Source organism: Natronoflexus pectinivorans, assembly GCF_004345615.1.
Lineage (GTDB): Bacteria > Bacteroidota > Bacteroidia > Bacteroidales > Marinilabiliaceae > Natronoflexus > Natronoflexus pectinivorans.
Genome location: NZ_SLWK01000008.1, coordinates 143,371 through 157,027 on the forward strand (window position 1 = coordinate 143,371; position 13,657 = coordinate 157,027).

The 13,657-nt window shown below is 40.6% G+C and carries 12 protein-coding genes and 1 pseudogene; 7 read left to right on the top strand and 6 right to left on the bottom strand.

From position 1 onward, the window contains the following. Window positions 1–9 precede the first annotated feature (9 nt). Window positions 10–1,128 (top strand): 2-iminoacetate synthase ThiH, encoded by a 1,119-nt coding sequence (gene thiH, locus EV194_RS11460; RefSeq protein ID WP_132434177.1) that lies wholly within the window; start codon window positions 10–12, stop codon window positions 1,126–1,128. 95 nt (window positions 1,129–1,223) lie between these two features. Next, window positions 1,224–1,904: a HesA/MoeB/ThiF family protein gene (locus EV194_RS11465; RefSeq protein ID WP_132434178.1), complete on the top strand. Its 681-nt coding sequence runs from the start codon at window positions 1,224–1,226 to the stop codon at window positions 1,902–1,904. Here the strand turns inward: EV194_RS11465 and menC are convergent. The 4 genes and pseudogenes from menC to EV194_RS11485 form a co-directional block, all read right to left on the bottom strand. Next, on the bottom strand, window positions 1,873–2,910 hold the full coding sequence (gene menC / locus EV194_RS11470) for an o-succinylbenzoate synthase (RefSeq protein WP_132434179.1): 1,038 nt from the start codon (window positions 2,908–2,910) through the stop codon (window positions 1,873–1,875). The genes EV194_RS11465 and menC overlap by 32 nt on opposite strands. Window positions 2,911–2,988: 78 nt before the next feature. Beyond that, window positions 2,989–3,306, bottom strand: a pseudogene (locus EV194_RS11475) (GxxExxY protein); the annotation flags it as partial. 128 nt (window positions 3,307–3,434) lie between these two features. Then, a complete protein-coding gene (locus EV194_RS11480) occupies window positions 3,435–4,334 on the bottom strand; it encodes a 1,4-dihydroxy-2-naphthoate polyprenyltransferase (protein WP_132434180.1) in 900 nt (299 codons plus the stop codon). Window positions 4,335–4,508: 174 nt separating this feature from the next. Then, window positions 4,509–5,315, bottom strand: coding sequence for an XRE family transcriptional regulator (locus tag EV194_RS11485; protein WP_132434181.1), 807 nt, complete (start codon window positions 5,313–5,315; stop codon window positions 4,509–4,511). A gap of 192 nt (window positions 5,316–5,507) precedes the next feature. Between EV194_RS11485 and EV194_RS11490 the strand changes: the two genes are divergently transcribed. Further along, window positions 5,508–5,840 (top strand): YegP family protein, encoded by a 333-nt coding sequence (locus EV194_RS11490; RefSeq protein ID WP_132434182.1) that lies wholly within the window; start codon window positions 5,508–5,510, stop codon window positions 5,838–5,840. A gap of 124 nt (window positions 5,841–5,964) precedes the next feature. Next, a complete protein-coding gene (locus EV194_RS11495; protein ID WP_132434183.1) occupies window positions 5,965–6,669 on the top strand; it encodes a YkgJ family cysteine cluster protein in 705 nt (234 codons plus the stop codon). A 32-nt stretch (window positions 6,670–6,701) separates the two neighbouring features. On the opposite strand, the gene EV194_RS11500 is transcribed toward EV194_RS11495, so the two are convergent. Together EV194_RS11500 and EV194_RS11505 are read right to left on the bottom strand one after the other, a co-directional pair. Continuing rightward, a complete protein-coding gene (locus EV194_RS11500) occupies window positions 6,702–8,249 on the bottom strand; it encodes an AbgT family transporter (protein ID WP_132434184.1) in 1,548 nt (515 codons plus the stop codon). A gap of 101 nt (window positions 8,250–8,350) precedes the next feature. Continuing rightward, the gene (locus tag EV194_RS11505) at window positions 8,351–9,127 is read right to left on the bottom strand and encodes a class I SAM-dependent methyltransferase (protein WP_132434185.1); all 777 of its coding nucleotides are present in this window, start codon (window positions 9,125–9,127) and stop codon (window positions 8,351–8,353) included. 151 nt (window positions 9,128–9,278) lie between these two features. Here EV194_RS11505 and EV194_RS11510 point away from each other — a divergent pair, with 151 nt between their 5' ends. From EV194_RS11510 to EV194_RS11520, 3 genes are all read left to right on the top strand, one after another. After that, complete coding sequence (locus EV194_RS11510) at window positions 9,279–10,508, top strand: glucuronyl esterase domain-containing protein (RefSeq protein ID WP_132434186.1); 1,230 nt, start codon at window positions 9,279–9,281, stop codon at window positions 10,506–10,508. A gap of 257 nt (window positions 10,509–10,765) precedes the next feature. Further along, complete coding sequence (locus tag EV194_RS11515) at window positions 10,766–11,176, top strand: acyl-CoA thioesterase (protein WP_132434187.1); 411 nt, start codon at window positions 10,766–10,768, stop codon at window positions 11,174–11,176. 106 nt (window positions 11,177–11,282) lie between these two features. After that, window positions 11,283–13,643, top strand: coding sequence for a TonB-dependent receptor (locus tag EV194_RS11520; protein WP_132434188.1), 2,361 nt, complete (start codon window positions 11,283–11,285; stop codon window positions 13,641–13,643). The last annotated feature ends 14 nt before the right edge of the window (window positions 13,644–13,657 follow it).

The window sequence follows — 13,657 nt, forward strand, 5'->3', positions numbered from 1 at the left end:
CAGATTTTTATGTCGTTTTATAACATCATACAATCATATAACTGGGAAGATGTTACCGCTTCAATTTTTTCAAAAAATGAAGATGATGTGGTTAATGCTTTGCGAAAAGATTACCCCGGTCTGGAAGATTTAAAGGCTTTGCTGTCTCCGGCAGCGGATGCTTTTCTTGAAGAAATGGCTCAAAAGAGCCATTTCATAACACGTCAGCGATTTGGGAACATCATGCAGCTTTATATTCCTCTTTATCTTTCAAATTATTGCGAAAACAGCTGCGTTTACTGTGGTTTTAGCGGCAAAAACCGCTTAAAACGAAAGTTGTTGACCATGGAAGAGTTGATTGAAGAGGCTAAAATCATTCGCAGGCATTCGTTTCGCCACATTCTGCTGGTTACCGGTGAGGCTGAAAAGCGTGCGGGCGTGGATTATTTCTGCCATGCCATCGAAACTCTAAAACCATGGTTTAGTCAGATTTCTCTGGAAGTTCAGCCTCTGGAAACAGAAGAGTATGCAAAATTGGTGAATGCCGGTTTGCACGCGGTTTACATTTACCAGGAAACCTATAATGAAAGTCGTTATCCTACGTATCATCCAGCAGGACGAAAATCGGATTTTCGGTATCGGCTTGAAACGCCTGACCGTTTAGGAAGCGCCGGAGTTCGAAAAATCGGCATAGGAAATCTCATTGGACTCGAAGATTGGCGCACCGAAGCCTGGTATACAGCCTTGCACTTGAGTTATTTGCGAAAGCAGTGGTGGCAGGTGAAATATTCCATCTCTTTTCCCCGTTTGCGTCCGTTTCCGGGTGAAGGGTTTCAGCCAAACTTTGAAACCACCGAACGAAATTTGACGCAACTTATGTGTGCCTATCGGCTTTTTGACCATGATGTGGAGTTGTCACTATCAACACGTGAGAGTGCACGGTTCAGGGATAATGCTTTTCCCATAGGAATTACAGCCATGAGCGCCGGTAGCAAAACCGAGCCGGGCGGATACTCCGGCTCGGGAGAGCTTGAGCAGTTTGCTGTCAATGATGACCGCACTCCCGATGTCATCGCCGATATGCTGCGACAAAAAGGAATGGAACCGGTCTGGAAAGATTGGTCGCTATACTTGCAAGAGAGTTTGTAAGTTAATGGGTTTAAAACCCTGTCATTTCATTTCACTGGACTTGGCGATGCTTCGCCTCTTAACCTAACAACCTATCAACCTAAAAGAAACATCATATGAGATACGCACGTCATTTATTATTAGATAATTTCGATGAATCCCATCAGGAACGACTAGCTAAATCGTCTGTATTGGTGGTTGGAGCAGGTGGCTTGGGTTCTGCTCTGTTGTTATATCTTTCTGCGGCAGGAGTAGGCCATATTGGAGTTCTGGATTTCGATGTGATTTCCACCAGCAACCTAAATCGCCAGATTTTATATCATCCCGGATTGGTTGGGGAGCTGAAATCCGAAGAAGCCGCAAAGCGGGTAAAGGAAATAAACCCTGATTGCAAGGTGACCTGTTTTAACCGAAAAGTAACAACCGAAAATGCAGCGGATACTATTCGCGGTTTTGATGTTGTGGCCGATGCTACCGATAATTTTCAGGTGAGGTACGCGGTGGATGATGCCTGTAGAAAGCTCAACGTTCCATTGGTTTATGGAACGGCAGAACAGTGGGGTGGTCAACTATCGGTTTTTCACTTCAATGGAGCAAAAGGTTACAGTGATTTATATCCGGAAGCTCCGGAAGTAAAGAAAACGCCTCCTGGCGTAATGGGGCCTATGCCCGGTTTTATCGGAACCCGACAGGCTCTGGAGATCATTAAAATAATAACCGGACAGGGTGAGGTTCTTGCCGGAAAACTGATGGTTTTTGATGTTCTTAATAACCAGAATCTGGTTTTTGATATATAAGATGTCCATTTTCTACCCTCAGAGGAGCATCCAGATTATTAGTAAAAACCTGTCCGGTACCTAAGCCCTGGGGTAGAGGATTGTTTAGCGTTGCAGTCCATTGTGCTATGGCATTTAATCCAATGTTGCTTTCAAGAGCAGAGGTTACCCACCAATCGATATTGAGAGTGTGAGCCCAATCAATCCAGTTTTCAGATGATTTGAACCCCCCTGTGAGGCTTGGTTTTAAGATGATGTACCGTGGACGTATGATTTCAAGCATACGTTTACGCTCCAATGGGTCGTTTACCCCGATTAATTCTTCGTCCAGAGCAATCGGAATGGGTGCATTTTTACATAAAACAGACATCTCCTCCCATTGTCCTGCCTTTATGGGTTGCTCAATGGAGTGAATGTGAAGTGATTCAAGCCTTTTGAGCACAGACTCAGCCTGTTTAGCTGTATAGGCTCCATTTGCATCCACACGTATTTCCAGTTCATCGGGAGCGAAGCGCTCTCTTATGGATGCGAGCAGTTCAAACTCCTTGTCGAAATCCAGTGCTCCAATTTTCATTTTAAGGCAATCGAAGCCCGCTTCAGTTTTCTCTTTAATTCTGCGATGCATCTCCTTTATGGAGCCCATCCAAATGAGTCCATTTATTTTAATCTGCTTTTTGCTGTTGGTGAAATCTGAAGGAAACCAAATTTTATTTCCTCCATTTTGGAAATCGAGAAGCGCCATTTCGATAGCAAATCTGATGGCAGGCCATTCCATTAAATGTTTATGGAAATTCTCCGCAATGGTGTTGATGTTATTGCAGCACCATTGCAATTTATCTTCCAGTTGGGGAGAATCATCGGGACTTAATCCCGGCAAGATGGAGCACTCACCTATCCCTTTTATTCCGGGTCTATCTTGGTGAGTTATTTCTATGAAATAACTCATTTTGGTGGTCAGAACACCTCTGGATGTTCCTCCCGGCTCATTGAATTTTAGTTGATATGGTTTATAAGATGCTTTGTACATGGTTTTAATTCTATTTAGAGTTAACCACAATGTTCACAATGAATTCACAATGCTCACAAAGAACTTTAAAGTTATAATTTATAATGTGCCATTTATTACTCTTTTTATACCCTGTTTAAGCAATGCGGCATTAAAATTAATAAGCAAACCTAACTTGTAGTTGCCTAGTTTCATATAAGTAAGTGCCTGGGCAAGGTGAACATCATTCAAAGTCTCAACACTTTTAATCTCTATTACTACTTTGTTTTCTACTAAAATATCAATGCGGTATCCACATTCAAGTTCTACCTCTTCAAATATAAGAGGGATTGGTTTTTCTTTTTGAATAAGCAAGCCTGCTTTCTGAATTTTATAACAAAGGCATTGCTGGTAGGCAGACTCTAAAAGTCCTGGCCCTAAAGCTTTGTGTAACTATAAGGCACAACCTACTATTTTATGAGCTATTTCATTTTCTCCCATAATTTTTATCAACCAAGTTTTGTGAACTTTGTGGCTTAATTCTGTTCATTGTGGTTGTTTTTTTGTCAGAAAAATAGCTTCACTCCACCCAACAGGACAAACATTAATGTACTTAATGCAAGGTTTCGAAGTTCTCCATCCAGGTTTTGTGCTTCTTTATTGCGAAATACCACCAAAATGTTTCTAATAAACAATGGTAATGTTATTAATAATGGCCAAAAATGAGAAATAGCATCGTTTAGATAAATAAAAGTCACCATGCTAATCCAACCAGCTGTTATTAAGGATAAGTGATACCATGCAGCGGCTTTTTTGCCCATGCGTACCACCAGAGTGATTTTATTACTCTGCCTGTCAGAATCTAAGTCGCGGATGTTATTCAGGTTTAAAACTCCGGCACTGAAGAGGCCAATGGTTACTGCAGGCAGCAACACATGCCATTGCCATATGTTGGTATGTAAAAACCATGTACCTGCCACTCCCAGCAAACCGAAAAAAATAAATACATATACATCGCCAAGTCCCCGGTAACCGTAGGGGTTTGTTCCAACTGTATAGCGAATGGCAGCAGCAATGGCCGATATGCCAAGTATGAAAAATAGAAGCTGTTGCCACTGTAATTGACTAAAAGATTTAAAAAGCAGGGTAATTCCCGATATAAGCGAAAGTAAAACGCAAATAACCATGGCAGTTTTCATCTGCTTTAAAGAAATGACCCCTTTCTGAATCATTCTTTGCGGCCCAACTCGGCTTTCATTGTCGGCACCCGATTTGGCATCGCCATAATCATTGGCCAGGTTGGAAAGGATTTGCAGAAATAAGGTGGTGATGGCGGCCCATATTAAAACATCGGCATTGAAACTGTTTTGCCATGCCGCAATGATGCTGCCCATAAATATTGTTGAAAGTGCCAAAGGTAGAGTTCTTAACCGAAATGATACCAGCCACGCTTTGATGTTGCTCATAATTCGAAAAGATTATTAGATTATTTGAAATTTAGGGGATTAGAAGGAACGTGAATAAAGTTTTCTATCCATTGATGAAATGGGAAAATAATGGATTTGTTTCTCGGTTGCTTCAATTGATTCGAGAGAACGAGACCCGCTGTTTCGAGACTCGTATTATCATGTATATAGAGTTTAGTTATGATCCAGAAGTTTGTTTTTTATCTCACCCACTTCACTTTTAATGTCAGCCAATGTTTTTACAACGTGATTCATCTCCAGTTGTTCAGAAGGAATTTCACCGCTTATGTAGTGAACAAATTTCCATATCTCACGAATATCGCCAACGGGAACATCATAAGGTTCAAAGAGAGGGTTTAAAGAGATGCATCTAATCGACCCGTTCTGCACAATATTGTTTTCAATGATTTTAAATGAAAGACCATCGTTTAGGGTGAAAATGATACACGCTTGTCCGTTCTTTATAGAGTTCCAATTGAGGATGTATTCTCCCGTAACGTAGGCTCCTGCAGGTATTGGCCACATGGAATCACCGCTGATTTGAAATGTTCTGTATTTTCTCTCTTTGTCAAGAAACGGCAATCTGAAAACCGGAAGTGAAACAATGTACTCCGGGTCAGAAAAACCAGTGAGATAGCCAGCTTTGGCTTTTTCCGGAACCAACTCAATATTCTCCTCATTGTCTGCGCCTACAGTGGAAGTAAGTACACGCAACTTAGCTCCTTTAATGAAAACATCATTCCCATTTTCAAGTTCCCGCATTTGCGACTGCGATAATTTTAACAAATCTACTCTTACCAGTGTGTCGATGGAGATGTTAAAGTAATCGGAAAGCTTCATCAGCATTTCGATGGGTGGCATGGAAACCTGGTTTTCATAATTATTGAGGGTAGGACGCTTTATTTTGAGGATGGCCGCAAGGTCATCCTGTGTTAAAAGCCTGCGCTTTCGTAGCAGTTTTAAGTTATTTGAAAGAAACATAACAAACAGATTAATATTAAAGCAAAAATACGATTTAAATATAAGCAAGGCAATATGATTTTATAAAATCCATATTTAATTCGAAAAAGAGAACAGTTGACAAAAACAAAATAATTTATTATATTACATAAATGAAGACCGATTATGATAGATTTATAATATTCATCAACAAACCTGTAAACCCATGTATGTATGAAATTTGTTATTTCTAAAAAATCGGAAGGGGCTTACCAGTTTTTTCTAAAAAATGCAGAGAATAAGCCTGTTCTCTGGAGTCCCAGATTTGCCACTAAAAATCAATGTTTGGATGGTATTGCACATCTTCGCAGGCATGTGCAGGGAGAGCCAAAATTTGATAAGTGGCAAACAGATAGTGGTCGTTACGTGTTTCATCTGAAAAGTAATGATGGACACTTGTTGGCTATGAGTGCTCCATTCGGCAGTAAGTTCGAATGTGTAAAACATATTTCAGAAGTTCAGGAGAATATAACTTCTGATATTGAGGAGGATGTTTCACCCAGATAAAAGAATGTTTGGGGTTATTTTGTGGGTTTCTTGCCGGGTGAATTGACCCGTTTCATAAATTTATGAAACGGGTTTCTTCTTTTGTTGTATATTGCAATAAATATAAACAGATGTTAATTTAAATATGAGTGATAAGGCATTTGGTCAAATGGAGGAGGTTTTTATCAATGATGGATTAGGGCTTTCGACTTCTTTTAAAAAGAATTCCTCCAAAGAGGAATTCTTTGAAGTTCTTCGAAATTTATATCATCAAACGGAATTGCTTACGGATTCATTTATCGAAAGTTGTTCGAAAAGTGGTAAGCCTGTTGATTGTAAGATGGGATGTGGTTGGTGCTGTCATCAATCTGTATTTGCGTCCACTCATGAAATGCTATATCTGGTTCATTATTTAAAAAGCAGGTATAAACCCGATGCAATTAAGGGTGTTGCGGAGAGGGCTCTGTCAAAGTCGCAAAAGACAAAGGGGATGACTCGCTCAGAGTTGCTTGGGAATAAAATTGCCTGTCCCTTGTTGCAAAATAATAAGTGCATGGTTTACTCGGCACGTCCAATGGCTTGTCGCATCTATCTCTCATCTGACGTAAATACCTGTATTGAACGATATCAAAAACCCGCTCAGGAAGGGGTAAGGCCTGCGTTGTTCAAGTTTATTCTCGATGCGGGTCGATATATGAATTTTGGATTTGTATCGGGTTTGAAAAATAAGGGTTTGCATTCCAACGAAGCACCACTGGAGTGGCTTTTAAACGATTTAATAAACAAAGAAAATGCCATGGAAGAATGGCTCGAAGGAGCCATTCTGAATGATGCCTATGAGTTTGAGTAACCTACACGGTTAATTCTTATTCGTTATCCAAGTCATTGTCCAACTCCCGCCGGAAGCTCGTAAAAAAGTTCAGCTCCCGGTCCTAAAGGTATGCCGAGCATAATCCATCCAATCAATAAAATGCTCCATCCAATAAAAAATGCAATGCTGTATGGAATCATGGTCGCTATGATGGTACCCAGTCCGGCATTTTTATCGTATTTCTGGAAATAGGCGATGATGAGCGCAAAGAAGCTCATCATTGGTGAGATGACATTGGTTACCGAATCTCCGATTCGGTAAACTGCCTGCGACAATTCGGGAGAGTAGCCCAACAACATGAATATGGGTATAAAAATAGGTGCCATGATGGCCCATTTGGCCGAAGCACTCCCCATTAACATGTTAACGAATGCTGCCAGCAGAATGAAAAGAAGCATCAGGGGCACCACGCCAAGGTTCGCTTCAACCAGGCCTTCGGCTCCGGTAATGGCCATGATGACGCCAAGGTTACTCCACCGAAAATAGGCGACAAACTGCGCCGCAAAAAACACTAAAACGATATAGTGAGCCAGCGTTTTAAGGCTTTGTGCCATGCCGTTGGCAACATCGGTATCGTTTTTAAACACCCCGTTGATGGCTCCGTAAACCACACCCATGCTCCCGGCAATCAGAAACAGGAATGTGATAATGCCGGTCATTAACGGAGAGGAGAGCAGACCTCCATCAGTATCTCTGAGAATACCATTTTCGGGAATAACGCCAATGGCTATAACAACAAGCCAGCCAGTTAGAACAATTAAACTCCAGAGAACTCCTTTTTTCTCTTTTTTGGAGAGCGGCTCAATGGTTTCCTGTTTAACTTCACCTTCATAAGTCCCAAATCGGGGTTGAATAATTTTCTCGGTAATCCAGGTTCCTATAAATGCCACAAGAAATGTAGAAACGACCATGAAATAGTAATTGGCAGTTGGGTTGACATGGTACCCGGGGTCAAGAATGTGGGCAGCCTCTTCGGACAAGCCGGCCAAAAGCGGGTCGATGGTTCCAATGATGAGGTTGGCACTGAATCCGCCGGAAACTCCCGCAAAAGCAGCTGCCATACCCACATACGGATGCCGTCCCATGGCCTGAAAAATAACACCCGCTAATGGAATGAGCAAAACATAACCTATATCGCTGGCGGCATTGGAAAGAATTCCTGCAAATACGATGACAAAAGTGAGAATTCTCTTTGGTGCAGAGAGAACAAGCATACGAATAAAAGCACCTATGAGTCCGCTCGTTTCAGCAATTCCAATACCAAGCATAGCCACAAGCACGATTCCAAGCGGCGCAAAACTGGTAAAGTTGGTTACCATCTTTTCCAAAATTTGAGCTATCCCTTCTTTCGAGAGCAAATTGATGGTGCTAATGACTTCTCCGGTTGCCGGATGAGTGGCTTGCCAGTTCATCCAAAATCCCACTGCAGAAAGAACCAGAACTGAAACTGCAAATAGTGCAAACAAGGTTGCCGGGTGGGGGAGAGCGTTCCCTCCTTTTTCAAGAAAGTTGAGAAAATAATCAAAAAAGCTTTTTTTCTTCTTCGCAGGTGCCGTCATATTTTATTTTTTTGATATGCAAATATGCAATTATTTGTTCTTTTTCCGGCTGAGTGATGTCATTATATATGAGTGTTTCATCGTTGTGATGCACTTTTTATTTATGTTATGTGTTTGAAAACCATGGTAGAACAAGTGATGTCAGTTTTTAAAGCGTGATACTCTTCTTTTTGCTGATTTTTATATCTGCAAAAAAGCTCCGCTTTTTCAGGAAACTTCATGACCAGTTCATCGCAACGAATTGCCAGATTATTATACTCTTTCTCATATTCCGCATGAAGAGTTATCTGATTGTCCGGAAACACCTCTTCCACCAGTTGCATGCCAGCCTGCAATGATTGTGTTAGTAATTCACTTTTCTTTTGACAATCAGGATGAGGAACATCACAGGTCTCCTCAATGTATCCATCTTCAATTATAATTGCTCCATCATTTTTTAGATGAGGTTTTAGCTGTGAAAGAGTTTCGAAGTAGTTTCCAAAAACCGGACCGATGGAGCCGAGTATGATAACATCATACTCAGAAAGAGAATTAATCCTGATTCGAATATCTTCCGTTTCAAATTTGCATATTTCCTCAACGCTGTATTCAATCGCTTTAGACACTGCAAAGGAGATGAATTCATGTATGCCATCTATTCCATGACATCGGCATCCCAATTCATTTGCAATTTCTATTGAAACAGCACCTTTCCCACATCCCAAATCCAGAATGCAAATATCAGATGTGTTTTTGAAATGCTTCTTTATTATACTAATAATGGTGTCGGCATCTGTACCGATGTCCCAAAAATCCTGCAAAATATATGGAAGATGCGGGAGTATCTCCTTATCCCGACAATCCATGGCCGATAAAATAGACTCTTCAAGTGGTTTCATGCGTGTTTTTTTGAAAGGATAAACAATTATATGGCAATAGGTTGACTTTTCTGTCTTTTTGGTGGATAAATTTAATAAATAATAACATTCGTTATTATTTATGTCTAATTTGTCAATCGTTTATGTTTCTAAAACCTAATCACTATAAAAAATGAATCTTAGATTTATCTTATTGTTGCTGACAATTGCAACATGCTATTCAGTTAGTGTATCCGGCCAAATCCCGTTGGTCTATAGTGAAGAAAACCGTGGAGTTCACTATCCGGAACCACCACTTCCAGCTCATCAGGATTTAAGTTTTTATCCGTTATTACCCGATCCCTTTGAGTTTTCAGATGGAAGCGGTTGGGTTGAAGAATATTCTGATTGGTCGCGGCGGAGAAACGAAATCAAAGCGGAAATTGAAGAGTATGAGATTGGGCCGAAACCACCCCGGCCTGAAAATATTACAGCTGCCTTTGAAGATGGAGTATTAACTGTAGGCATTACTGAAAATGGTGAATCATTAACTCTTACATCAAATGTTGTTATTCCGGATGGTGAAGGTCCCTTTCCGGTAATAATCGGAATGAATTCCGGTACCGGAAGTATCCCGGCGGCATTGTTTGAGGGAGTCATTCAGATTCCCTTTATGCATAATCAGGTTGTGCCTTCACACTCAGGTCGAGATAACAATGCACCATATTTCAGGCTATATCCTGAACTCACTCATGTTGGATATTATAGTGCATGGTCATGGGGAATCAGTCGTTTAATCGATGGAATTGAAATTGTACAGGCAGATATTAACGCCAATCTTGAGCGAATTGGGGTGTCGGGTTGCTCGTATGCCGGGAAAATGGCATTGTTTGCCGGCGCTTTTGACGAACGCATTGCGTTAACATTTGCTCAGGAGTCCGGTGGCGGTGGAATTAATTCATGGCGTGTTGCTGAGTCTCTTGAACGCAACGTTGAGAAGATTGATAACACAAATTACACCTGGTTTATGCAAAGTATGCAAACCAACTTTAGCGGACAGCCCGGTTTACTCCCTCATGACCATCATGAACTCATGTCTATGATTGCTCCCAGAGCTCTTTTTGTAATGGGAAACCCGGGTTGGGAATGGCTTGGTGATGAAGCAGGATATGTTTCATGTAAAGCTGTGGAGAAAGTTTACGAGTTTTTTGAAATAGATGACCGGTTTGGCTATTCATTCAGAGGAACAAGTAACCATTGCGCCACCAGCACCCAGCTGGATGTAGAAATAAAAGCTTTTATAGACAAATTCTTGCATGGGGATGAGAGTGCCGATACAAATATTCGGGTTACTGGTAATTTCCTTGAGTTTGTTAATCCGGATTCATGGATTAATTGGCCGGTAAATACTGCTGCACCATGAGAAATGTGAAAGGCATAAGAAAATTGAATGTTTTTGGCATTCTTTTAACTAAACTGTTTTATCATTAGATGTAATTCGTATATTAAACTTTTAACTATAAAATGAGAATGAAATTTTCTGTTTTGAACAGAAAAAGTTATTCTTGGTATATCTTTGCTCTTTAGTTTTTCAAAAATTAAAATTTAACGAGTCGCGATGCTTTGGGACAAATTCTCCCAAGGCTTCGTAATTCATTGAAAAATAAATTATAGACAGAAATGTTAAAGGATACACTGGTAATTCGTCCCCGTTACAACGAAGTTGACCAAATGGGGTATGTCTATCATGCCAATTACGTTACGTATTGTCACCAGGCACGTACCGAGTTGCTTCGAAAATATGGTGTTAATGATTCTGTTCTCGAGGAAATGGGGTTCATGCTGCCTGTCATCGACATGAATCTCAAATATCATTGCCCGGCACATTACGATGAACCACTAACCATTACTACTATAGCAGAAGAGTTACCGACGACTCGTTTTTCTTTCCGTTTCGAGTTTCATAATGAAAACGGAAAGCTTATATGTTCGGCATTTTCAACGGTTGTGTTTGTGAACGCACAAACACGTAAACCTATGAGGGCGCCGGAGTTTGTGCTGAGAAAACTTAAATCCGCGTTTCATCCTTAATAAAGTCATCTCATATTTTTTTTCTACTTTTATTCGCAATTGATGATTGATGGTTCAATTGGACGCTATTCTATCTGTGAATAGATGGTGGAAATAAAGATTTGATATGGGAAACCGCACCCTGTTTTTGTTTTTGATGATTTTTATTTGTGCTTCGGAGACGAAGGCACAAAGTCTTCTCACGGGCAAGGTTGTTGATGAATCAACAGGTGAAGTTCTGCCAGGTGCTATTATTTCCCTTGATAATCTTTTTATCACGAAAACGGATGAAAATGGTTTTTTTGAGATGAGATTGCCTGAAGAATCATCAACACTTACGATTTCTTATGTTGGGTTTGAAACTTACTACATTCATCCAGACCAGATAAAGGACTCTATTGAGATTTTTCTTGTTCCATTGGCAGTTGAAATGGATGAAATTACCATAACCCACTCTGCGGACAGCCGGTTTATTAGAGATTCGCGAACAGGTGTTATTGAGATTTCAACAAGGGAAAGTCAATTTATACCTCAGTTTCTCGGGCAAACTGATTTGTTTAAAACTCTAGAGTTAATGCCTGGGTTTCAGACAGGCGGAGAGGGCGATGCGGCAATTTATATCAGGGGAGGTTCATTTGATCAGAACTTGATTCTATTAGATGGCGCTCCGGTTTATAACCCGTCTCACCTGCTCGGTTTCTACTCGGTTTTTAATCCCGATATTATTAGAAGTGTGGAGTTGATAAAATCAGGGATTCCTGTTGAGTATGGTAATAGGCTCTCTTCAGTTATCAACTCTACCTCTAGCAGAAATGTTTCTTCTGAATTTTCCGGTGGCGGAAGTGTGGGAGTTCTTTCAACGGCCATAAATGTGGAAACACCTTTTGTAGAAAATCAACTTTCTGTTTATGGAGGATTCAGACGCACACACATTAATATGATCCTCGGTTTGATGGATGAATTTGACATGGTTAGCAGCCGATCGATAGAGTTTGAATCCGGATATGATTTCTATGATGTAAACGGCGGGATTAATTATACACCTAACCGAAATCATAATCTTTCGTTAAGCTTCTATAAGGGAAGAGATATCTTTACAATGCATACCCCGGCAATATTATTAGATGCTGACATGAATTGGGGTAATGAGATTTTAGCATTTAATTGGGATCACCGAATAAATAGAAGTTTCTCTGCAACGCACACCCTGTTTTATTCAGATTATGATTTTGAAATAGAATTAAGAAACCCGGCTTATGATCTCCTGATGCACTCAGGAGTAAATTCTGTGGGACATAAATCTAAAATTGTTTACTCTACCAATCATTTGAGTTTGCATGCAGGGATTGATAATAAATACCAGAGATTTACACCCAACTCCAGTCGGGCAGGTACAGAATCAGTTGATTTTGATTTTGGGACTGTTGATCGCCATTACCTTGGAGAGTATAGCTTTTTCGCCGGATTTGAGGGAGAGGTAAATGCTCGATGGCTTATTACGGCTGGTCTGCGTTTGAACAGAGCAGTTCACTATGGGCCGTATCGGAGATTTCACTACAATGATCCCGGTGTTTTGTCCGACACAACTGTTTTTGCCAGAGGGGAAGTCGCAGAGCGATTTACCCGTCCCGATTATATGCTTGCGTTAAGATACCTTTTATCCACCGGTTCATCGTTAAAACTGTCATTTAACCGCAATCATCAGTTTACACACATGGTGAATGCCACAACTGTTGCCTTTCCTGTTGATTTCTGGATAGCTTCGGGAGCTGATATTCCGGTGCAATCGGGATGGCAACTAGCCGGAGGGTGGTATAAGATTAGCGAAAACAGAATGTTTCGGTTTTCAGTAGAGGCTTATTACAAGGAGTCTGAAAATCATAGTGAGTTTGACAACTATTTTATGCAATCGGTTGATAATACACCATTGGTTGAAAGTCTTGTATATGGAAATGGGAAAATGTGGGGTGCTGAGTTCTTGTTTAGCAAAAATCAAGGGGTATGGCAAGGTTGGCTTGGATATTCATTTTCCAAAAGCATTGCTAGTATAAAGGAGATAGAGAATGGTCGTTGGTTCCCCACAACGAACGATCGTCCCCATGATGTCTCTTTAGTGGTGAGTTATAATCACAGTGAAAAGTGGAAGTTTGGAGGAACATTTGTATATTCCACCGGTCGACCTTATACGCCAAGCATTGGGCGATATTTTCTGGAAAATAATGTGGTAAGCATATATGGAGCACGCAATTCTGACCGTTTTCCGGATTATCACCGGTTAGATTTGTCGGCTACACGTATTCTGAGGGATACCGGAAAACGCTATTCGGCATTGGTTTTTTCAATTTATAATGCCTATAGCCGAAATAATCCCTTTTTTATTTTCCCAAAGGTTACCGGAGATTTGAACGAGTATAATATGAGTGTAGAACCCTATAAGGTTTCTATATTTCCTATATTGCCATCAATTAGCTGGCAATTTCGTTTTTAGTAAAGATTAACTGA

Coding starts and splice junctions, on each gene's coding strand:
- EV194_RS11480 (WP_132434180.1), bottom strand. CDS start 4,334: ATGAGCAACATCAAAGCGTGGCTGGTATCATTTCGGTTAAGAACTCTA.
- EV194_RS11490 (WP_132434182.1), top strand. CDS start 5,508: ATGAAATTTGTTATTTCTAAAAAATCGGAAGGGGCTTACCAGTTTTTT.
- EV194_RS11500 (WP_132434184.1), bottom strand. CDS start 8,249: ATGACGGCACCTGCGAAGAAGAAAAAAAGCTTTTTTGATTATTTTCTC.
- EV194_RS11495 (WP_132434183.1), top strand. CDS start 5,965: ATGAGTGATAAGGCATTTGGTCAAATGGAGGAGGTTTTTATCAATGAT.
- EV194_RS11505 (WP_132434185.1), bottom strand. CDS start 9,127: ATGAAACCACTTGAAGAGTCTATTTTATCGGCCATGGATTGTCGGGAT.
- thiH (WP_132434177.1), top strand. CDS start 10: ATGTCGTTTTATAACATCATACAATCATATAACTGGGAAGATGTTACC.
- EV194_RS11510 (WP_132434186.1), top strand. CDS start 9,279: ATGAATCTTAGATTTATCTTATTGTTGCTGACAATTGCAACATGCTAT.
- EV194_RS11465 (WP_132434178.1), top strand. CDS start 1,224: ATGAGATACGCACGTCATTTATTATTAGATAATTTCGATGAATCCCAT.
- menC (WP_132434179.1), bottom strand. CDS start 2,910: ATGTACAAAGCATCTTATAAACCATATCAACTAAAATTCAATGAGCCG.
- EV194_RS11520 (WP_132434188.1), top strand. CDS start 11,283: ATGGGAAACCGCACCCTGTTTTTGTTTTTGATGATTTTTATTTGTGCT.
- EV194_RS11485 (WP_132434181.1), bottom strand. CDS start 5,315: ATGTTTCTTTCAAATAACTTAAAACTGCTACGAAAGCGCAGGCTTTTA.
- EV194_RS11515 (WP_132434187.1), top strand. CDS start 10,766: ATGTTAAAGGATACACTGGTAATTCGTCCCCGTTACAACGAAGTTGAC.